Raw genomic sequence first — 21497 nt, forward strand, 5'->3', positions numbered from 1 at the left:
TTAGTTCACTCCTCCAAAATGAGCTGTCAAAGCCTTGATCGTACTTGCGAGATCAGATGGCTCATGGGTGCCTTGAGCCGTAAAGTCGCGAATGATGTCACGATAGCGAATCGCGGCGTCGATATCGCGATTTGTTCCCGCTTTGTAAGCGCCAATGTTGATGAGATCTTCCGCTTCCCGGAAAGTCGCCATATGCCGCTTCAGCTGCCTTGCCGCCTCCTGATGATCGTCGCTCACGATCTCGGTCATAACGCGGCTTACACTTTGCAAAATATCGATGGAAGGAAAATGACCTTTTTGGGCAATTTTACGGTCCAGCACGATGTGTCCGTCCAAAATCCCGCGCACAGCATCTGCGATAGGGTCATTCATGTCGTCTGAATCAACCAGCACCGTGTAAAAAGCTGTAATACTGCCCCGGTCCGCCGTCCCTGCTCGTTCCAGCAGTTTGGGCAAAAGCGCAAAAACCGATGGCGTGTAACCCCTTGTAGCTGGTGGTTCCCCGATCGCGAGTCCAATCTCACGCTGCGCCATGGCAAATCGGGTGACCGAATCCATCATCAGCATGACGTTCATCCCGCGGTCGCGGAAATATTCGGCGATAGAAGTCGCAATCATCGCACCCTTGATCCGGATCATTGCAGGTTGATCAGAGGTAGCGACAACCACAACGGATCGCTTTAAGCCTTCTTCCCCCAAATCACGCTCGATAAACTCCATTACCTCGCGGCCACGCTCTCCGATCAGCGCGATCACGTTGATATCAGCTGTGGTATTGCGGGCGATCATCCCCATCAGCGTACTTTTTCCGACCCCCGAACCGGCGAAAATCCCTACGCGCTGTCCCTTCCCAATCGTCAAGAGTCCGTCTATCGCTCTCACGCCTACACTAAGTGGTTCTTTGATGCGCGGACGAAGAATGGGGTTGGGCGGCATATTGTTCGTCGGGTAAGAGGTCAGCCCAAATGGCAGCGCCCCTTGATACGGCCGTCCCAAACCATCGAGAATCCTACCCAATATTTCCGGGCCCACTTTGACGTCCAGCGCACGTCCTGTCGCAACAACATCACATCCCGGCCCGATTTCCGTCAGTTCCCCGAGGGGCATCAACAGCACCTTGTTCTCCCGGAAACCGACAACCTCTGCGATGATCGGTTCCTGACTGTGATGAGGGGTGATGTGGCAGATTTCTCCGAGCTTGACTTCAGGTCCCTCGGATTCGATCGTCAGGCCGACGACCTGCGTCACTTTCCCATTCACCCTCATCGGGTCCAACGCTTGCAATGCCTGCTTGTACCTGGACAAATCGAGAATCGTCATCTCTGTTCACTTCCTCGGGCGATCTCCAGAAGCACCTGTTTGATTTCAGTGAGTTGAGTATCGATTCTTGCATCGACACTTCCGAGAGGAGTCCGAATCACGCATCCTCCGTCCTGTACGGTATAGTCCGGGTAGATGGACAACTCAGCTTGTCCATCCAGCAAAGCGAGCAATTGTGCGCGGCTATCCTGGACGAGTTCAAAGTAGCGATGGTTGACACAGATGGTCACATTTCCATGTACCCTTGATCGGCGCAGAACTTTTTTGGCTATTTCCACCACGTGGTCGGGCTTTTGCTCCAATTCCAGTCCGATAACCTTTTGCGCTACCTCCATGCTGAGCTCCACCAAAAATGGCTCTGCCTCTGCGATGACCCTGTCCTTTTCGGCAAACGCTTTTTCAAGTACTTCACGTGCCTGCATGACAGCCGCAGTCTCTTCCTCATAGGCTTGGCGTCGTCCTTCGATGCGCCCCTCTTCGTGCCCCTCTCGGGAAGCATTCATGCGCACATCCTGGAACAGGGCATCTGCCTCGGCGCGCTTCTGCTGCCACCAATCCTCGATCTCCTGCATCGCCTGCTGCTTGAGCGACTCGGCTTCTTCAACAGCCTGTCGAAGAATATTTTGAGCGGATTCTTCCGCGTCCTGAATGATTGTTTTTGCTTCTTCTTCAGCTTGATGCAAAATTTGTTGATTTTTTTGCAACCTTTCCGGATCAATCTCCGTCTGTAAGAGTACAGGCTTCACGGAGAGGAGAACAGAATCTTCCGAGGGCTGATACGTAGCGCTCTTGATGATCCTAGACAATGATATCATCTCCTCCACCGCGTGCGATGATGATTTCACCCGCCTCTTCTAGGCGACGGATAATCGCAACAATGCGGGATTGCGCTTCTTCGACATCACGAAGTCGGACAGGCCCCATGAACTCCATTTCTTCCTTGAAGGTGTCCGCCATGCGTTTCGACATGTTGCGGAAAATGACTTCACGCACTTCTTCGCTCGATACCTTGAGGGAGAGCTGCAGATCGGCATTTTCCACATCGCGGATGACGCGTTGAATGGAACGATTGTCCAAAGTAGCAATATCCTCGAAGACGAACATACGCTTCTTGATTTCCTCAGCCAGCTCGGGATCTTGAATTTCCAGGGAATCGAGAATCGTGCGCTCTGTCCCGCGGTCTACACCGTTGAGAACCGCAACAATTGCTTCGATACCGCCAGCCTGCGTATAATCATGCGTCACTGTCGCAGAAAGCTTCTGCTCCAATACTTGCTCGACTTGAGCGATCACTTCCGGTGAAGTGCTGTCCATCACGGCGATCCGTTTGGCGACTTCTGCCTGACGCTCTTGCGGCAATGCGGATAGGATCATTGCAGCTTGCTGCGCTTCCAGATAGGACAGCACCAGTGCAATCGTCTGCGGATGCTCGTTCTGGATAAAGTTGAGAATTTGTCCAGGGTCCGCTTTCCTTGCAAAATCGAACGGCCTTACCTGCAAGTTGGCCGTCAAGCGATTGATGATATCCATTGCTTTGGTTTCACCAAGCGCTTTTTGCAAAATCTCCTTGGCGTACGTAATACCACCTTGAGAAATAACCTCTTTTGCGACAGCGATTTGATGAAACTCGGATAAGATCTTATCTTTCTCGTCGGTATCCACTTTACGGACATTGGCAATCTCCAACGTCAATTGTTCAATCTCATCTTCACGCAAGTGCTTGAACACCTGTGCTGAGATTTCGGGCCCCAGCGAGATGAGCAGGATAGCCGCCTTCTGTCGTCCAGTCAACTCTTTAGCGCCGCGAGCCATACCTTTCACTCCTTAATCTTCTGCTAACCATGTACGAAGCAGTACTACGAATTCATCTGGCTTGCTTCGCGCCAACTTCTCAAGCTGTTTTCTGACGACAACCTGATCATTATCCTCTTGATACATCAAATCAGGGATTTCCAAAGGTTGCTGTGCATCCATCAGTTCTGGATCATCAGCCTCCTGAAGTTGATTCTGACGCCGTCTGCGAATAAGCAGAAAGGCTACTGCCGCAAGAGCCAAAGCCGCGATTCCGCCTACAGTCCAAAGGAGAGCAGGATTGAGCGATGTAGAATCCGCTACATTGACTTTACCCGAGAATTCACGTGGCAAAACAGAAATATGCTGATCTAATTCTTCTTGGGTCAATTCCAATCCACTGTTGCTCAACGTAACACGCACGACATTGCGAAGAACTTGCTTGATGCTTTCGATTGTCGCATCATCCAGTTGTCCGCCAGCCGGGGGTTCGACACCTACGTTGATAGTAATGTCGTCGATCTTGTAAGGGCTCATGACAACATTTCGGGTGATCCGGTTCACTTCCCGGTTGATGGTATCGTTCAGTTCCTCGTATTGACTGTTTGTTCCTTGCGGGTTGGCGCCAGGATAACTCGGCACTGCATTGTCGCCTGTACCGGCAATTCCCCCTGGAGGTGCGCCTTGTCCGGAAAACGCTTTGGATAAACGTTGGGAAGAGATGATAAGTCCTTCGTTATTTTCTTTATCAGGAGCCTCCACGATATTTTCTACGCGGTTCTCCTTGTCAAAGTTCATATTAATAAACGTATGGACGATCACTTTGTCTCTGCCCATAATCGTGCCGAGCAGGTTGTAGAGATTCTGCTGGATTTTCTTTTCGATCTCCGCCTTGATCTCTTCTTGCTGCTTGAAATTGCTAATGGACGCTTCATTGTCATTCCCGTCGGTCCGCTCCAATGGATTGGAGTATTGATCCATGATTGCAATTGCTTCCATCGGCAGCTTGGGAACACTTCGGGAGACGAGCAAGTACAGCGAGTTGATCTGCTTTTGATCCAGGGTTGTCCCTGGCTCTACGTCAACGACGACAGAAGCTGTGGCGGTATCTGCCGTTTGGGTTACCCACAGGCTTTCCTGGGGAAGAGTCAGCATTACCTGCGCGCTTCTTACGCCTTTCACGCGCTCCAGCAATTTTTTCAATTCTTGCTGCAAGGCTTCTTTTTTCATGACGTCAAATTGACGATCTGTCATGCCCAACGTACTGGAAAACAATTCCGTGTTGAAGCCTGCTTCACTCGGAATTCCTTGTGCCGCCAGGTCAACGATCACGTCCTGCGCCATTTTTTCCGGCACTTCAATGCCTGTACCGTTGCCCGTGATTTTGTATGGGATTTTCTGATTATCCAGCTCTGCCTTGATTGCTCCGATTTCCTGTTCACTCAGCCGCTGATTGTATAGGGGCTTGTATACTGGTTGAGAAGCAATGAATATGTATAGTCCGAGTGACAGGAGCAAAAACAAGGAAATCCCTGCGATCATCCACTTTTGTTTTTTTGAAAACTGGTTCCATTTTGCCCCCAGCTTTTCTCTGTATAAAGCTATGCGCTCGTTCATGATTCACCTCTCGAAGGATACCAACAGCACTTAAATAGACATCCGCATGATCTCTTGATAGGATTCAATGACCTTGTTTCTCACTTGCATGGTCAAATCAAGCATGACAGATGCCTTTTGACTTGCGATTGTAACCTGATGGATCTCCACATTACCTGCAGCAAAACGATCAGCCATATTGGCAGAGTCGACCTGAGCCTGATTGACTTGATTCAGGGCATCTGTAAGAAACGCAGAAAAACCTTTCGTCACCTCTGCAGGAGTTTGGAGGTTCTGCATCGATTGCGTCCGGATCGGACTAATTTGCGGGAGCGCGTTGATGTCCATTCTTCTTTTTCACCTGCCTTAGTCTTATCTGATTTCCAGTGCTTTCATCATCATGCTTTTCGTTGCATTGAGGACCGTAACGTTTGCCTCGTAGGCGCGGGAAGCAGAGATCATGTCTACCATTTCCTTCATCAAGTCAACGTTTGGCTTCAATACGTATCCTTCCGCATCCGCGTCAGGATGTGTCGGTTCATATACCCGCTTGAAAGGCGTATTGTCCTCGCGAATGGCTGTTACGCGCACTCCTTGCTCGGTTCCTTGCCCCGTAACCGTTCCTACAGCTGCTTGCAGAAAATTGTCGAAGCTTTGTTGAGACTTCGGAGAAAGCTCAACCATTTTTCGCTTGTACGGCTGCCATGCCCCATCCACAAAGTTTGCTCGAGTCGATTCATAGTTGGCGACGTTGGCGGCAATGGTGTCCAGGCGAAGTCGATTGGCCGTCAGTGCCGAGGCACTGGTGTTAAGACCGTGAAACAAGTTCATGACCTATTTCCCCCCACCTTGAATCACATTTTTCAGCTTTTGGAATGAACCTGCTGTAAGCTGGGTCAAACCGTTGTACCAAATCGTGTTTTTTGCCAATTGATTCATCTCGGATTCCATGTCGACATCATTCCCATTATTCTGCACAATCTGATCAGGGTTGGATATGATCTGCGGCAATAAGCCTGACCCGCTGTTCGAAAATGGAATATGCCGCGCATCTGTACGATACGCTTCAAGCTTCCGTGTTCCTTGAATCCCGGCCAATTCTTGTTGCAAGAATTCTTCAAACACAACTTGTTTGCTTTTGTATTGAGGGGTATCTATGTTCGCAATATTATTTGCGATTGTCCGATGCCTCAGTGTTGCAGCATCCAATGATCGTTCCAAGATCTGCAAATGATTGCTGTTCAGCATGTTTCTCCCCCCATAATCTGATCTCGTTTGTGCAAATTCCACAAATGCACCAATAATTCCTCTATTTTCGACATTATTACGTAACCATCATAGCAAAATCGCTATTATTCAAAAAGCCCCTATTTCTTGTTCTTCCATAAAATGATTCAATGGGACTAATCAGCGTGAACACTTGTCATAATTGCGTTATTTCCAGTTTGTTCATTGCAACTGTCAGATTTTCACAGGATAAATCATCCTGTAAAATCTATGAAATTTGGTATTTTTTAGGTAATATCATTTTCTCGTATAGGACTTTATACCCAGTAAAAAAGACGGGGCAGCCGGAGCTGCCACGTCCTTATGGTAAGATACATCTCTATTTTAGACTTCCAATTTAAGAGCTTTTTAATTTCTCCAGTTCAGGCAACAGTTTTTCATTCAGCACTTTGATGAAAGTACCTTTCATCCCCAATGAACGGGATTCAATCACGCCTGCACTCTCCAGCTTGCGCAACGCATTGACGATGACAGATCGAGTGATTCCGACACGGTCTGCAATTTTAGACGCTACGAGCAAGCCTTCTTTGCCTTCCAACTCTTCAAAGATATGTTCAACAGCTTCGAGTTCACTGTACGAAAGCGAGCCGATCGCCATTTGCACAACAGCTTTGCTGCGTGCTTCTTCTTCGATCGCTTCCGAACGCTCACGCAAAATCTCCATGCCTACTACAGTCGCCCCAACTTCTGCGAGAATCATGTCATCATCGACAAATTGATCATTGATTCTGCCCAGAATCAGGGTACCCAAACGATCCCCTCCACCGATAATCGGTACGAGAGTGGTCCATCCGGTACGGAATACTTCTTTCATTTCTTCCGGGAAAATCGTGTACGGGCTGTCGACGTCCAGGTTTGCTGATGTCTCTTCCACCTTCAACAGACCTTGGCTGTACGCTTCTGGAAAACGGCGCTCCTCCAGCATTTTGCGCATACGCGCGTTGTTCATTTCCTGGTGAATGGCAAAGCCAAGCAGTTTTCCTTTTCTGCTCACGACAAATGTGTTGGCTTCAATGACATCGCTCAAAACTTGTGCCATCTCATTGAAGTTCACGGCATGACCTGCAGATTTCTGCAGCATGCGGTTAATTCTTCTTGTTTTTGATAAAAGATCCATTGGTATTTTTCCTCCCATGGGCAGATCATCGCTGCCCAGCGTGCTATTACAAGATATATTGGCTTAAATCTTTATTTCCAGCAATCGTTCCCAATTTTTGCTGAACGTAATCTGGCGTGATTTGGACAACCTCGAGATGAATGTCCGGCGCTTCAAAAGACAAGTCTTCAAGCAGCTTTTCCAGGATCGTGTGCAATCTTCTCGCACCGATGTTATCGGTCGATTGGTTGACCTCAGCTGCCAAGCGCGCAATTTCCTGAATCGCTTCCGGTGTAAACTCGACACGTACCCCTTCTGTTTCCAATAGCGCCGTGTATTGTTTGAGCAAGGCGTTTTTGGGCTCCGTCAAAATTCTGACGAAATCTTCGACGAGCAAGCTGGTCAATTCTACACGGATGGGGAAACGCCCTTGCAGCTCCGGAATCAAATCAGACGGTTTGGCAATATGAAAAGCTCCCGCGGCAATGAACAGCACGTAATCGGTTTTGACCGGACCATACTTGGTCATGATCGTCGAGCCTTCCACTATCGGCAAGATATCGCGTTGCACACCTTCTCTGGAAACATCCGGGCCGCGTCCGTCTTTTCCCGCGATTTTGTCGATCTCGTCTATGAAAATAATCCCGTGATTCTCTGCGCGGCGAATGGATTCTTGCGTTACTTCATCCATATCCACCAGTTTTTGCGCTTCCTGCTGAATTAATACCTTTCGGGCATCTTTAATTCGCAATTTTCGTTTCTTCGTCCGTTTGGGCAAGAGGTTGCCGAGCATATCCTGCATTTGCATGCCCATTTGCTCGCTGCCCGGAACCTGAAACATGTCGAACATCGTGGGTGACTGGTCCTCTACGTCGATCTCGATGACCTGGTCCTCCAGCTGTCCGTTGGCCAGTTGCCAAGCAACCTGCCTTTTTTGTTGCTGCACAGACGCTTCATCCGGGTCCGGATTGTTTTGTTGTTGCTGCTGCTGTCCGCCAAAAAACATTTCAAGTGGATTTTTAAAGGAATTTTGCTGCTTGCGAGAAGGAACCAGAACATTTACGATCGCTTCGTTCGCAAGCTTTTCTGCTTTTTCCTTTACCTCTTCCATCTTTTCCTGCTTTACTGTGCGAATGGAGGCTTCAACAAGGTCGCGCACCATGGACTCCACATCGCGGCCGACATAGCCCACTTCCGTAAATTTGGTCGCTTCCACCTTGATAAAGGGAGCTCCCGTCAGCTTGGCAATCCTGCGAGCGATCTCTGTTTTCCCTACCCCAGTCGGCCCGATCATGAGAATATTTTTGGGCACGACATCGTCTTTCATCTGCTCAGGCAGCCTGCTTCTTCGATAGCGATTGCGAAGCGCAACGGCAATCGCCTTCTTTGCTTGCGCCTGTCCGACAATGTATTTGTCTAGATGTTCGACGATCTTTCGCGGGGTTAACTGCTCATCATTTCGCACGGATAAACCTCCCTTTTGATCAGTTCAACTCATCCACTACTAGATTATGGTTCGTGAAGACGCAAATATCGGCAGCCGTATGCAATGACGCCTCTGCTATTTCGCGGGCACTCAGATGCGGGGCATATTTTTTCAAAGCGCGACCTGCAGCCAGCGCAAAACTGCCTCCGGAGCCAATCGCCAAGATGCCGTCATCCGGTTCGATGATTTCCCCGTTTCCCGACAGCAAGAGGATGTGCTCCTTGTTGACCACAATCATCATTGCTTCGAGCCTGCGGAGGACCTTATCCATTCGCCATTCCTTTGTCAGTTCGACCGCCGCCCGCTGCAGATTGCCATGATACTCCTCCAGTTTGCCTTCAAACTTTTCAAAGAGAGTGATCGCATCTGCAACAGATCCGGCAAAACCGGCAAGAACTTCGCCCCGATAGAGACGTCTTACTTTTTTTGCTCCGTGCTTCATGACTGTGCTTTGGCCAAAGGTAACCTGGCCATCCCCGGCCATCGCGACGGAGCCATTGTGATGCACGGCAAAAATGGTTGTCGCATGAAACTGTTCCATATTATCGGCTTCCTCCCGATTACGTATTGGTGGAACCGGAATTGCGCATCGATGCGCGCGGATGAGCGGTGTCGTATACATCGCGAAGCCGCTCCTTGGTCACATGTGTGTATACCTGTGTTGTCGAAATATTGACGTGCCCCAGCAACTCCTGAACAACGCGAAGATCCGCTCCTCCATTCAGCATATGAGTCGCAAATGTGTGACGAAATGTGTGGGGCGATACACGCAGATGAAGCGCATAGGTATCGACATATTTGTCCACGATCCGGCGAACACTTCGATCCGATAACGGCTCTCCCCGGTAGTTCACGATCAGTCTGCCGTGGTCTTCTTTGCCCGCCATCAGCTTATTTCTTCCATATTCTAGGTATTGCCGAAGAATGTCACAAGCATAACTTCCGATTGGAACATATCGTTCTTTTGCGCCCTTACCATACACCAAGGCGACTCCCATAGAGAGATTGACATCCTTTATCGTTAGCATGACCAATTCGGACACGCGCATGCCGCTTGCATAAAGCAGTTCAAAAATCAGTCGATCACGAATTCCTAAAGGAGTAGTCATGTCGGGAAGATCAAAAAACTCCTGCACTTCTTGTGGATACAAAAAGGAAGGGAGCTTCTTCTCCATCTTTGGAGTCGAGACCATTTGAAATGGATTTTGTTCCAACTGACCTTCACGCATTAGAAAACGACAAAGGCTGCGCAAACTGGACAGCTTGCGGGCAATACTGCGACGGGAAAGCCCCTTTTTTGCCAAGTGCGCTAGGAAGGAGCGACCATGCAAATAAGAAACAGCAGCAAATGCAGTGATTTGGTGCTGTTCCATAAAAGCGACAAATTCTCGGATATCTGCCACGTATTGCTTCACCGTATGAGGAGAGGCGTTTTTTTCGATTCGCAAATAGCGAGTAAACATCAAGATCTCAGCTTGAAATTGCGGCGAAGTGTCCATATGGGATGCACCCTCCTCGAAGCACCTATATAGTAACACAGTGGAAAATCAGATTTCAATGTAAATTGTGTCGTTATTGTGTAAAATTCTGAATTGTATCTAGCGCCCGCTCAGCGAGTTTTTCGTTTTTCTCCCGTTTGTTGCGAATCCGCTCCGGCCACTCGGGGACCAGTCCGAAATTGGCATTCATCGGTTGAAAATGGTTCGGATCTGCGGTGGTGATGTACTTTGCCATACTTCCCATGATTGTCTCCGGCGGAAGGACTAGCAGCTCCTCACCCTTGGCCAGTCTGGCTGCGTTCATCCCAGCCAGGAGACCGGAGGCAGCGGACTCCACATATCCTTCGACCCCTGTCATTTGACCTGCAAAGAACAAGGTATCGCGATCCTTATATTGATAGGTCGGCTTCAACAGCTTCGGCGAGTTGATAAAGGTATTGCGATGCATTACCCCGTAGCGGACGATTTCACAGTTCTCCAATCCAGGGATCAGAGAGAAGACCCGCTTTTGCTCTGGCCATTTCAGGTGGGTTTGAAAACCGACGATGTTATAAAGCGTTGCTGCGCCATTGTCCTGTCGAAGCTGCACAACAGCATACGGTTTTCTGCCAGTATGCGGATCGGTCAATCCGACAGGCTTCATCGGACCGAACAGCATGGTTTGGCGTCCTCGCTTTGCCATTACTTCGATTGGCATGCAGCCTTCAAAGAAGATCTCTTTTTCAAACTCCTTCAGCGGGACTGCCTCTGCTGCGATCAACTCGTCGTAAAAGCGATTGAACTCCTCTTCCGTCATCGGACAGTTCAGGTAAGCAGCCTCTCCCTTGTCATAGCGGGAAGCCATGAAAACCTTGTTCATATCGATCGATTCTTTTTCGATGATCGGGGCTGCGGCATCATAGAAGTACAGATAATCCTCACCTGTCAAACGCTTCAACTCCTCCGACAATGCGGGAGAGGTAAGCGGGCCTGTCGCAATAACGACGATGCCGTCTGGAATGTGAGTGATCTCCTCTGTCATGACTTCAATCAAAGGATGATTGCGGACGGCATTGGTCACATAGTCCGCAAATTCATGCCGATCAACCGCCAAGGCCCCGCCTGCCGGGACCGCACAGCGATCGGCTGCACCGATAATTACAGATTTGAATCGACGCATTTCTTCCTTTAAAACTCCGACTGCGTTGGTCAGTGCATTGGCACGCAGTGAGTTGCTGCAGACCAATTCCGCAAACTTGTCTGTATGATGCGCAGGCGTCTGGGTCTTTGGTCTCATTTCATATAAGCGAACCGGAACCCCGGCCTGGGCGATCTGCCAAGCGGCTTCACTCCCAGCCAAGCCGGCTCCGACGACGGTTATCGCTGCTAGTGTCATGCTGTCATTCCTCCAAGCCTACTGAAAATCACATCAGGAATCTGCTTCCTCCTGATAGTCACAATTCGTACATACGATACTGACACCCTGTTTTTTGCGTTTCTTCTCAACAAGCATATGCGAGCATTTCGGACAAGGACGGGCAATCGGTTTGTCCCAAGAAACGAAATCACACTCCGGATATCGATTGCATCCGTAGAAAATTCTACTCTTCTTAGATTTACGTTCAATAATGGATCCAGTTTCACAAAGCGGGCACTTTACGCCAATTTCTTTGACAATTGCTTTCGTATTTCTGCAATCCGGGAAGCCCGAGCATGCCAGAAACTTTCCAAACCGGCCAAGCTTGTAGACCATCACACTGCCGCAGAGCTCGCAATTCTCGTCGGACTCTTCATCCTTGAGTTCGACTTCCTTCATCTCTTCCTCTGCGTAAGCGACTCGCTTGGCAAAATCATCATAGAACGAATCCAGAACCTTTACCCAGTCCGTGATCCCCTCCTCCACGGCATCCAGACCTGATTCCATCTTCGCCGTGAATTCCACGTCGAGGATCTCCGGGAAGAACTCCTCGATCAGCGTAATGATGATTTCGCCAAGTTCAGTGGGGACGAATCGCTTTTCTTCCAGTGCGACATAGCCACGTTTCTGAACAGTCTCTAGCGTTGGCGCATACGTGGAAGGCCGTCCGATCCCCAGTTCTTCCAAAGTCTTGACGAGTCGGGCCTCCGAATACCGCGGCGGCGGCTGAGTGAAGTGCTGATTCGGCTCCAATTCAAGACATTCCAGAACCTGTCCTTCCTCGATCGGCGGCAAGAAGCTTTCCTCTTCCGCGCCATCATCATTTCCTTCAATATATACTTTCATAAAACCCGGGAATTTTACCTTGGAACCCGTAGCCCGGAAGAGAACTCCTCCCGCTTCAATGTCGACGCTCATCGTATCCAATACGGCAGAAGCCATTTGGCTGGCGAGGAAACGCTCCCAGATTAATCGATACAAACGTAGCTGGTCACGGGACAGGAATTGTTTGATCTCATCCGGCGTACGACTCACAGATGTAGGACGAATCGCTTCGTGCGCATCTTGTGTATTCTCTTTCTTGGCTTGGACGCGAGGTTCGGTCAAGATGTAGTCTTGGCCATACTTTTCAAGAATGTACTCTTTCGCTTCCTTTTGTGCCGTCTCGGAGATGCGTGTCGAGTCGGTGCGCATGTACGTAATCAAACCGACTGCGCCTTCCTTGCCGCCGACATCGATCCCCTCGTACAGCTCTTGCGCGATTCGCATGGTTTTGGCCGTACGGAAGTTCAATTTGCGGGCTGCTTCCTGCTGCAACGAGCTGGTGATGAAAGGGGCAGCCGGGTTGCGTTTGCGCTCCCGCTTGGTCACCTTCTGAACGGTAAAGGACTGGTCCTTGATTCGTTCGAAGACCTGCTTCACATCATCTTCAGAGGAAAGCTCTACCTTCTCTTCCCCATAGCCATAAAACTTAGCCTCAAATTCTTTGCCGTTGCTCAACAGCTTGCTTGCGATTGTCCAGTATTCTTCCGGGACAAACTGCTGAATCTCCCGCTCGCGATCCATGATCAGCTTCACAGTAACGGACTGTACACGTCCTGCGCTCAGGCCTTTTCGTACTTTTTTCCATAGGATCGGGCTGATGTTGTATCCGACAAGCCGATCCAGAATGCGCCTTGCCTGCTGCGCATTGACCAGGTCCATGTTGATGTGACGCGGATGCTTGAATGCCTCTTTGATCGCATCCTTGGTAATCTCGTTGAAGACGACGCGCAACGGCTGGCTCATATCCAGCCCCAAGTACTGCGCCAAATGCCAAGCAATTGCTTCCCCTTCGCGATCCGGGTCAGCCGCCAGATAGACTTTCTTTACCTTTTTTGCAGCGTCCTTCAGGCTTTTTAATACGTCACCCTTGCCGCGAATGGTTATGTATTTCGGTTCAAAAGCACGTGTGACGTCCACACCCATTTGGCTTTTGGGAAGGTCGCGCACATGGCCCATTGATGCTTTTACGATATATTTGCTGCCTAGGTATTTCCCGATGGTTTTCGCTTTCGCAGGGGATTCTACGATTACGAGCGTGTCAGCCATTTTTTTCCTCCCCTTTTAGTAAGGAATCTCCCCTATTATTAATGATGCCAATTAGATTTGTCAAACACTTGAACGCGCAATAGCGCATCAGAATGAGAATGGGGAGCTACCTGCGGGCATAATACCCGCCCGGGAGACTGGCAATATGCCCTTTCGCCTCCAAAATCAGAAGTGTCTGATGCAGCATTCCTCTCTCGGATACGGGGACTGCCAGCAGCAACTCATCAGTGTGAACGCCTTCTTCCGTAAGTCTCTGGTATACACTCATCTCTTCCTTTGACATCGACAAGATTCGTGTTCCTTCTATATTATTATCTGCTCCGAATGGGGATAAAATATGCTCCCACTCTTCCAGAATGTCACTGACTTTTGTCACAAGCTTGGCACCTTGCTTCAACAAATTATGCGGTCCTGCACTCAACTCTGAAAAAATCGGTCCCGGGACTGCATACACATCCTTCCCTTGCTCAAGCGCACAGTCTGCCGTGATTAGGGAACCGCTACGCTCCGCTGCTTCCACGATCAGTACGCCAGCACTCAATCCACTGATGATTCGGTTGCGCTCCGGAAATAGCCCCGGCGTCGCCCGAGTACCAGGAGGATATTCCGAGATGAGCAGGTTCATCGACTCCATTTTGTGGTACAGGTGCCTATGTCCTGCCGGATAGATCTGATCGATCCCGCAGCCCATGACTCCAATTGTTCTTCCTCCGTTTTTTATGGCCGTCTCATGCGCTTCCCCATCGATTCCGTACGCAAGGCCTGAAATGATCGTAAACCCGGCATGCGCCAGCTCTTTTGTCAGGGTAGCGCATACGGCACGGCCGTACGGAGATGGCTTGCGCGATCCCACGACGCCAATCGTTTTCTCATCCAGAAGCAAGGAAGGCTCTCCCCGATAAAAAAGGGCAAGAGGCGGATCCGGTATCTGCCTCAGGCGCTCAGGGTACCCTGGATCGGTACAAGCAAGGAATCGTACCTTCCTTGTTTCTCGTTCATAGGCGAGCTGCTTCACGGCCTCCATGGGTGACTTTTTGGCGCTCGGCGGAATAGCTGCATCCTTTATTTTCAATAGTTGAACGAGATCTTCCCAATCTTCCATGGCTGCCGTATATGATCCATAGGTTTCGTAGACAGCGCGGATTCGCTTGCGGCCAAGCCCTGGGATCATCAACAGAAAATAGAGTATATCCCGCTCCCGGGTGGTCAGATCGTCCATGATCCATCTCTCCTTCGCCAATGACTGGATTTCTTGACTGTCGTGGTACTCCAGCACATTGTAGCGAAAGACAAAGGAGGTGTTCAAAAAAAGTAAAGACGGACCTGCGTCAGCAAGTCCGTCTTCCATCATACGTTGATCGACTTATTTCGACATTACTTTGTCCAGCATGCCGCGCTCTTTCAACACTTCTACCAGCGTTTCACCGATGGCAGCAGGTGTTTTAGCTACGCGAACACCGCAGGATTCCAGCTTCGCGATTTTCTCAGCAGCAGTACCTTTTCCGCCGGAAATGATCGCGCCAGCATGACCCATGCGTTTTCCTGGAGGCGCTGTTTGACCGCCGATGAAGCCTACTACTGGCTTCTTCATGTTGGCAGCGATCCAGTCAGCTGCTTCCTCTTCTGCAGTACCACCGATTTCGCCAATCATGATGACTGCTTCAGTGTCTGGGTCTTCGTTGAACATTTTCAGAACATCGATGAACTCCATGCCTTTTACAGGGTCCCCACCGATACCTACAGCAGTGGATTGACCAATGCCGCGAGTAGAGGTTTGGTGAACTGCTTCATAAGTCAGGGTACCAGAGCGGGATACGATACCCACTTTACCTGGAGTATGGATATAGCCTGGCATGATACCGATTTTGCACTCGCCTGGTGTGATAACGCCTGGGCAGTTAGGACCAATCAGTTTGGTTTTCTTGCCTTCCATGTAGCGTTTTACTTTTACCATGTCGAGGACTGGAATACCCTCTGTGATGCAGATCACGAGGTCCAGCTCAGCGTCGACTGCTTCCATGATCGCATCTGCTGCGAAAGGAGGAGCTACGTAGATAACAGATGCATTCGCGCCTGTTTTTTCTACTGCTTCCGCTACTGTATTGAAAATCGGAATACCGTCTACCTCTGTTCCACCTTTACCAGGTGTTACACCGCCCACCATTTGCGTACCGTATTCAACAGCACCGCGAGTGTGGAACAAACCAGTAGCACCGGTGATCCCTTGTGTAATCACTTTTGTATGTTTATTAACGAGAATACTCATCGCGTATTTTTCCCACCTTTTTTAACGTATCTGATCGTCTAGTTTACTTCACCAAAGATACGATTTTCTCAGCGCCATCAGCCATGGATTCTGCAGCTACGATGTTCAAACCGGACTCGTTGAGAATTTTCTTTCCGAGTTCCACGTTGGTGCCTTCGAGGCGAACAACCAGTGGTTTGTCCAATTTGATTTGTTTCGCTGCATTGACAACGCCATTTGCAATGACGTCACATTTCATGATGCCGCCGAAGATGTTGACAAAAATACCTTTTACTTTTTCATCGCGAAGGATGATTTTGAAAGCCTCGGTAACTTTTTCTTCAGTAGCTCCGCCACCTACATCAAGGAAGTTGGCTGGGTCGCCACCGTAGAATTTCACGATGTCCATAGTAGCCATCGCCAGACCAGCACCGTTTACCATGCAACCGATGTTGCCATCGAGCGCGATGTATGCCAGGTCGAATTTGGAAGCTTCGATTTCCTTCTCGTCTTCTTCATCCAGGTCGCGCAGCGCTACGATGTCAGGGTGACGGTAGAGCGCGTTGCTGTCGAAGTTCAGTTTGGCATCCAGGGCCATTACTTCACCGTCGCCTGTTACAACGAGCGGGTTAATTTCTGCAATAGAGCAATCTTTTTCAACGAAAGCTTGGTAGAGGCTCATCATGAACTTCGCTGCTTTGTTGATCAGTTCTTTTGGAATATTGATCGCGTAAGCCAGTCTGCGCGCTTGGAAAGCATTCAGACCAGTTACCGGGTCGATTACTTCTTTGAAGATTTTTTCTGGAGTGCGTTCAGCTACTTCTTCAATCTCTGTACCGCCCTCTTCAGAAGCCATCATGACGACGCTGCCTGTTGCACGGTCAACGACGACACCAACGTAGTATTCTTTTTTGATGTCGCAGCCTTGCTCGATCAGAAGGCGTTTTACTTCTTTCCCTTCTGGACCTGTTTGGTGGGTGACGAGCACTTTACCCAAAATTTCTTGGGCGTATGTACGCACCTCGTCAAGATTTTTCGCAACTTTTACGCCGCCTGCTTTACCGCGTCCACCTGCATGAATCTGAGCTTTTACTACATTGACTTGAGTACCGAGTGCTTTGGCAGCTTCCACTGCCTCTTCCACTGTAAAGGCTACGCGGCCTTCAGGGACTTTTACACCGTACTGTTTAAGTATCTCTTTACCTTGATACTCATGAATGTTCATTCTCCATCCTCCTATGGCAGATAAAGATCGGCAGGTATTTTGACAGGGCAGAAAACGAACTGTCCCAGTCAAACCCTCCACTATCAGTGCAACAGTTCTATTCTACGACAAAACTTGCAAAAGTGGTAGTAATATGTTTCTCATTTATCCTGACCAATATAGATCTGATTCATGAGTCCCCTCCTCATTTTCCAGACGAATCAAGGAGTTTCAGAATATACTGGTCAGCTTGATTATGCGAAAACCACGAGTTTTCAAACTGAAAATAGTGCGGGTAAATCGTGACGAAACGTGTCGAATCCCCTGTAACAAAATGTAATACAAAGCGAGGCTTTCCTGGCTGAGCAGGTGCTTCGGCCAATGAAGCAGCTCCTTTGATCGTCCGTACGATCTCATGAGCCATTCCTTGCTTGATGGTCGTAGCCGTCAGGTCGATTTCCTTGTTCTCAATCTGTTCCGTTTCTGTCGCTTCGACTCGCAGCTTCGTCGCTTTGAAGAGCTTCTCCAGCGGATCTGCGGCTTTCTCCTGTGGAGGCAGCCATGAAGTCAATTGCGAAAACAAGGAACCCTCCACATGGTAGATATGTGTCTCCCTGCCGAATGGGATGGAGATGAGGGTCGGCGTCAGAACCGTGACCTCCATGGGTCGTTCGTTAGAATGGATCCTCATCCTGTAATACGGATGCAGCGGATATTGCCTTTTCCCTTGCTCACGTTCGGGATCCGCTTCCCGAAGGATTTGTTTTACGACGTCCCGCTCAGAGTCCAGCAATAATTTGGTCGAGGAAAGATCCTCGGCAGTGAGGAAAATACTATTCATTTCCTGAGAGACAATTCCTAAGCCGGTCTGTCGGTGTATCCACTCGTAAAAACGGATGGCTCCGGGACCTCGGAACGTTCGATCCCCGTACTGACTGGCTTTTTCACCAATCGAAACAACCAGTGGCGCCAGATTTTTCCTGTACAAAACAAGTGTAAAACGCACATCCTCCTGTTTTAACGGATCAGGCGATACTTCCAGCTCGTTTCCTTGCTCGGCAAGTTCTTCGAGAAAAACGGGCATATTCAGTGGAATTTCCTGCCCATCCGTAGACATGACAGTCACCTTTTCAACTGCACCCAATTCTGTTTCGATACTTCCTCTCATGTCGGATCGGACAGTCTGGTCCTGGGAACACCCAGTTACCAATAAACCAGCTACCAGTATACGAAACAGGTAAGCACGAAAAGACGATTTCATGCATCCAGCCTCCCTTGCGTGTGCATAGTACACTGCATTTGCTACAGAAGCCCCAATCGACGGCTGATTTCACTTCCCAGCTTGCGCTTCACGTAAATCTCTCCGATCTGATGCGGATCTTTCACCAGGACAGATCGATTGTTGGTCCGAATGACGACGTACTTTTCCCCATTTTTATCCAAACCGCAAATTAATTCGGAGGATACCTCGACAAAGATGGCAACGACGTATTTATCCATGACTTTCTTCAGGGAAATCTTGGGGAACGGCGTGAGGAAAGGTGATGTTTTGTCTTGTATGTATTGCGTGATGGCCAAAAGATACTTATCCGGGTCCCCGTACTGTTCGATTTCGTGATTGACGCCGACAATCTCCCCTTCATCCGTAATGCCAAGGAACAGATTCCCGTTGTTCGAGTTGGCAAATGCCACAACGGTCTTGATGATGCCGCTTTTGGACAGCAGAAAATCACGCTTGAACTCTATCATATCATTTTCGCCCAACTGTGTTGCTACCTGTGGATCCTCTACGCGGCCCAAATAGCGGAATCGGCTGATCGCTCCCAGACGATACACATACTCCTCAAAAATATCGGCTGGCAGCGAGATGTCTTCCAGGACAGCATCTGTATTCTGCCAAAGTTTGTAGGTCTGAGGTGAAAAACACATATCAAAAAGGACGATATTGCCAAGTGAACGGATGTTCATCCCGATAGAAGCGGGTTTCTGCGGCAAGACTTGGTAATGTGTCTCCCCTTGGGCCAGAAGCACGCCAGCATAAATCAAGGTATCAAAATAATGGCGGGGCAACGTTGCCTTGTGCTTCAACAAGTCGCGGTCATGACTGGACGGCGCCGTCCCTTGATACAGGTCAAAGATGACCTTCTCTTCATCCAAAGAAAGGACGACAGCGATAAACGAATACTGTTGGCGCATGGCTTCCCTCTATTTCGCGTTTTGGCTTCTCAATTGTTGGTCATATTTTATCGCAATCTTCCCGTAATTGACTAGTCATTTCTCACTATTGCCCGCTTTAGACCTAATACAAAAGAACTAAAAAAGCGAGCGGCACTTCCAAATCAGGAAGGCCACACGCCTTATATGGACGCTTATTCGACTCTGATTTTTCAGGATTGATAGGTCTGTAATATCGTTTGCAATTTTAGAGAAAGGCCCATTGCCCCCTTAATCTTCAGTTTCCCCATCATAAAAGCGGTGGTCGGATTTAATTTGCCATGAACGAGCTTGATAAAATTCTCGTCGGAGAGCTCCAATGTACATCCCGCTTCTTCAGTTGCTCCTTTTTCATATGTAGCTTGACTATTCTCAATTTTCACCTGATAGGTACCGCCATCTGCTCCGCTCAATTGAAAGTGGTAAACCGCCGTCATTCCTTCGATCCCATGAGGGTTTGAGTTCATTTTCTCCAATAGGCTTGCAAGGGTTTGTTCTACCGACATCTTGCTTTCTCCTCTCTTTGCTTTTTCTTCTCTTGTATCTGCTCCCGATATAAAAAGAGCCGGGAACCCCCGGCTTATTTCACGCGTACAGCAGTGCCTGTTGCAATCACCATCATCATGCCTTCTCGCAGCGTTTCAAAGTCGAGATCGACACCAATTACAGCGTTGGCACCCAAAGAACGGGCTTTTTCCGTCATCTCTCGAAGAGCCAGCTCGCGGCCCTCGGACAGTTTGCTTTCATAGGATCCGCTTCTGCCTCCGATAATGTCGGTTATCCCCGCTAGAAAATCACGGACAACGTTCGCCCCCATAATTACTTCTCCACTGACGATACCCAGATATTCCGTTACTTCTTTCCCTTGAAGGGTGTTGGTGGTTGATACGATCATTTTTGCAGCCTCCTCAACTTATCAGTCACTCTATTCTTTACTACGATTGAAAATCGATCCAGTTTCGTTGCATTGGCTTCATCCATTATCCAAAAGTGTATGTTTCGCGGGCAATCCCTATTCCCCGTAATGTATCGGGCTCCTTCCTAGAGTACCGTACCAGCGATCCGTTGCTTTGTCGATGTAGACAGCAGGCTGGCTTTCTCAATCAACTCCCGAAACGAATAGGTAAAAAAGTTCGGATCGAGATAGCCATTAACATGACCGACGGCTGCTGATACCTGCATGTGACGAATCCCGATCGGTGTTTCCATCTGATCGATATAGGAAAGGATTCGATCGTCGTCTGCCGTAGAAATGACGACAAACTCGTCGCCAGCGTATCTGCTTACATGGTCATATCTTTCGTCCATCATGGTGGCAAGCAAGGAGGAATATTCCCGAATGACATCATCACCAAATGGATGACCGTACAGTTTGTTAATTTGCCCGAAATTGTTCAGGTCAATAAATAGCAGGTGGAACGGTTTTTTTTCATATAATAAGCGCTCACCAATCGTTTGAATGTAGGGAGCGCGAAATAATCCCGTTAACGGATCTCGAAATTCAGCCAATTTGATCATGATGTTCTCTCTTGTTATCCAGCCTGCCAATTCGTCCTCCGCCATGATCAGAGCCTGCTCAACTCCGTGTTCCTCCATCAATCTGCCTGCATCCCAAACCGTCTGATCCGAGGATATACAAATAGGCCCCGGACTCATGGCATCCGCGACGATTCGATTGGGATGAGAAGCAAAAATATCCCTTGGTGTGAGCATGCCGATCACTTCGCCGTGGTCCATTACAAGCAACGAGCTTACCCGCTGCTCTCTCATTCGCTCGGAAGCATGGGCGACACTCTTATCCGACGTGATCGTATGGAGCATAGTCAGCATCATATCGGAGACCTTCATGACAACTCCACCTCACGCTGAACAGTTACGGCAATTTTCAACTCGGATCGCAACACCATCGAATCGCTGATCATCCGCTCAGCTTCTTCCATGATGATGCCCATCAACAATTTCTCATCCAGCATTTGCAAGAGCGAATTTCGCAGCAAGACTGCCTCGATTTTGGGATGATCTATCCGAATCAAAGTGAACTGTTCCGGCGAGAGGGCTTCGGCCATTCTCCTCACCGCTTCCGGCCCAATAGGGGCCTTTTTCCCGACGATCAGCAAGTCTTGCATAGGCGGCACTTCAAATTCCGATATTTTAAGGGAAAGAGTCGCTTTCCTCGAGTAAACGTTTTTATCATTCATACCACTATTCCTCCAACGTTGTCACTGCCCCTTTTTATTCCCTTGGCAAGTTTTCCCGTATTACCGAAAATTTC

22 protein-coding genes are annotated in these 21497 nt (G+C 49.0%); all 22 read right to left on the bottom strand.

Annotation, left to right across the window (positions count from 1 at the left end):
* The 22 genes from fliI to EDM58_RS15880 all read right to left on the bottom strand — a co-directional run bounded on the left by fliI (position 1) and on the right by EDM58_RS15880 (position 21423).
* Complete coding sequence (gene fliI / locus EDM58_RS15775; RefSeq protein WP_122914186.1) at positions 1-1320, bottom strand: flagellar protein export ATPase FliI; 1320 nt, start codon at positions 1318-1320, stop codon at positions 1-3.
* Positions 1317-2135: a FliH/SctL family protein gene (locus tag EDM58_RS15780; RefSeq protein ID WP_122914187.1), complete on the bottom strand. Its 819-nt coding sequence runs from the start codon at positions 2133-2135 to the stop codon at positions 1317-1319. The genes fliI and EDM58_RS15780 overlap by 4 nt, the downstream gene beginning before the upstream one ends.
* Positions 2119-3132, bottom strand: a complete 1014-nt coding sequence (fliG, locus tag EDM58_RS15785; RefSeq protein ID WP_023557159.1) for a flagellar motor switch protein FliG — start codon at positions 3130-3132, stop codon at positions 2119-2121. Before fliG ends, EDM58_RS15780 begins: the two co-directional genes overlap by 17 nt.
* A gap of 12 nt (positions 3133-3144) precedes the next feature.
* Positions 3145-4728 (bottom strand): flagellar basal-body MS-ring/collar protein FliF, encoded by a 1584-nt coding sequence (fliF, locus tag EDM58_RS15790; protein ID WP_122914188.1) that lies wholly within the window; start codon positions 4726-4728, stop codon positions 3145-3147.
* Between the two features lie 30 nt (positions 4729-4758).
* The gene (gene fliE, locus EDM58_RS15795) at positions 4759-5055 is read right to left on the bottom strand and encodes a flagellar hook-basal body complex protein FliE (RefSeq protein ID WP_122914189.1); all 297 of its coding nucleotides are present in this window, start codon (positions 5053-5055) and stop codon (positions 4759-4761) included.
* A gap of 24 nt (positions 5056-5079) precedes the next feature.
* Entirely contained in the window at positions 5080-5538 is a 459-nt protein-coding gene (gene flgC / locus EDM58_RS15800) for a flagellar basal body rod protein FlgC (RefSeq protein ID WP_122914190.1), read from the bottom strand.
* Positions 5539-5541: 3 nt separating this feature from the next.
* The gene (gene flgB, locus EDM58_RS15805) at positions 5542-5955 is read right to left on the bottom strand and encodes a flagellar basal body rod protein FlgB (RefSeq protein WP_122914191.1); all 414 of its coding nucleotides are present in this window, start codon (positions 5953-5955) and stop codon (positions 5542-5544) included.
* A 376-nt stretch (positions 5956-6331) separates the two neighbouring features.
* Positions 6332-7111 carry a GTP-sensing pleiotropic transcriptional regulator CodY gene (gene codY, locus EDM58_RS15810; protein WP_122914192.1) on the bottom strand — a complete coding sequence of 260 codons (780 nt, stop codon included), beginning with the start codon at positions 7109-7111 and terminating at the stop codon, positions 6332-6334.
* Positions 7112-7157: 46 nt separating this feature from the next.
* Positions 7158-8555 (bottom strand): ATP-dependent protease ATPase subunit HslU, encoded by a 1398-nt coding sequence (gene hslU / locus EDM58_RS15815; RefSeq protein WP_122914193.1) that lies wholly within the window; start codon positions 8553-8555, stop codon positions 7158-7160.
* 19 nt (positions 8556-8574) lie between these two features.
* Positions 8575-9117 (bottom strand): ATP-dependent protease subunit HslV, encoded by a 543-nt coding sequence (gene hslV / locus EDM58_RS15820; protein ID WP_023557166.1) that lies wholly within the window; start codon positions 9115-9117, stop codon positions 8575-8577.
* A 19-nt stretch (positions 9118-9136) separates the two neighbouring features.
* Positions 9137-10075 (bottom strand): tyrosine recombinase XerC, encoded by a 939-nt coding sequence (gene xerC, locus EDM58_RS15825; RefSeq protein WP_122914194.1) that lies wholly within the window; start codon positions 10073-10075, stop codon positions 9137-9139.
* Between the two features lie 73 nt (positions 10076-10148).
* Positions 10149-11450: an FADH(2)-oxidizing methylenetetrahydrofolate--tRNA-(uracil(54)-C(5))-methyltransferase TrmFO gene (trmFO, locus tag EDM58_RS15830; protein ID WP_122914195.1), complete on the bottom strand. Its 1302-nt coding sequence runs from the start codon at positions 11448-11450 to the stop codon at positions 10149-10151.
* A 33-nt stretch (positions 11451-11483) separates the two neighbouring features.
* Positions 11484-13562, bottom strand: coding sequence for a type I DNA topoisomerase (gene topA / locus EDM58_RS15835; RefSeq protein WP_122914196.1), 2079 nt, complete (start codon positions 13560-13562; stop codon positions 11484-11486).
* A 106-nt stretch (positions 13563-13668) separates the two neighbouring features.
* Complete coding sequence (dprA, locus tag EDM58_RS15840) at positions 13669-14913, bottom strand: DNA-processing protein DprA (protein WP_246000780.1); 1245 nt, start codon at positions 14911-14913, stop codon at positions 13669-13671.
* Between the two features lie 12 nt (positions 14914-14925).
* Positions 14926-15828, bottom strand: coding sequence for a succinate--CoA ligase subunit alpha (gene sucD, locus EDM58_RS15845; RefSeq protein ID WP_023557171.1), 903 nt, complete (start codon positions 15826-15828; stop codon positions 14926-14928).
* Positions 15829-15871: 43 nt separating this feature from the next.
* Positions 15872-17032, bottom strand: coding sequence for an ADP-forming succinate--CoA ligase subunit beta (gene sucC / locus EDM58_RS15850; protein WP_023557172.1), 1161 nt, complete (start codon positions 17030-17032; stop codon positions 15872-15874).
* A gap of 184 nt (positions 17033-17216) precedes the next feature.
* The gene (locus EDM58_RS15855; protein ID WP_122914197.1) at positions 17217-18272 is read right to left on the bottom strand and encodes a hypothetical protein; all 1056 of its coding nucleotides are present in this window, start codon (positions 18270-18272) and stop codon (positions 17217-17219) included.
* Positions 18273-18313: 41 nt separating this feature from the next.
* Positions 18314-19207, bottom strand: a complete 894-nt coding sequence (locus tag EDM58_RS15860; RefSeq protein WP_122914198.1) for an AlbA family DNA-binding domain-containing protein — start codon at positions 19205-19207, stop codon at positions 18314-18316.
* Positions 19208-19398: 191 nt separating this feature from the next.
* Positions 19399-19731, bottom strand: a complete 333-nt coding sequence (locus tag EDM58_RS15865) for an SCP2 sterol-binding domain-containing protein (RefSeq protein ID WP_122914199.1) — start codon at positions 19729-19731, stop codon at positions 19399-19401.
* Positions 19732-19805: 74 nt separating this feature from the next.
* On the bottom strand, positions 19806-20120 hold the full coding sequence (locus EDM58_RS15870) for a YbjQ family protein (protein WP_023557175.1): 315 nt from the start codon (positions 20118-20120) through the stop codon (positions 19806-19808).
* Positions 20121-20266: 146 nt separating this feature from the next.
* Complete coding sequence (locus EDM58_RS15875) at positions 20267-21073, bottom strand: CBS domain-containing protein (protein WP_122914200.1); 807 nt, start codon at positions 21071-21073, stop codon at positions 20267-20269.
* Positions 21070-21423, bottom strand: coding sequence for a hypothetical protein (locus tag EDM58_RS15880; protein WP_122914201.1), 354 nt, complete (start codon positions 21421-21423; stop codon positions 21070-21072). Before EDM58_RS15880 ends, EDM58_RS15875 begins: the two co-directional genes overlap by 4 nt.
* Between the last annotated feature and the right edge of the window lie 74 nt (positions 21424-21497).

It is taken from the genome of Brevibacillus panacihumi (assembly GCF_003710985.1).
Classification (GTDB): domain Bacteria; phylum Bacillota; class Bacilli; order Brevibacillales; family Brevibacillaceae; genus Brevibacillus; species Brevibacillus panacihumi.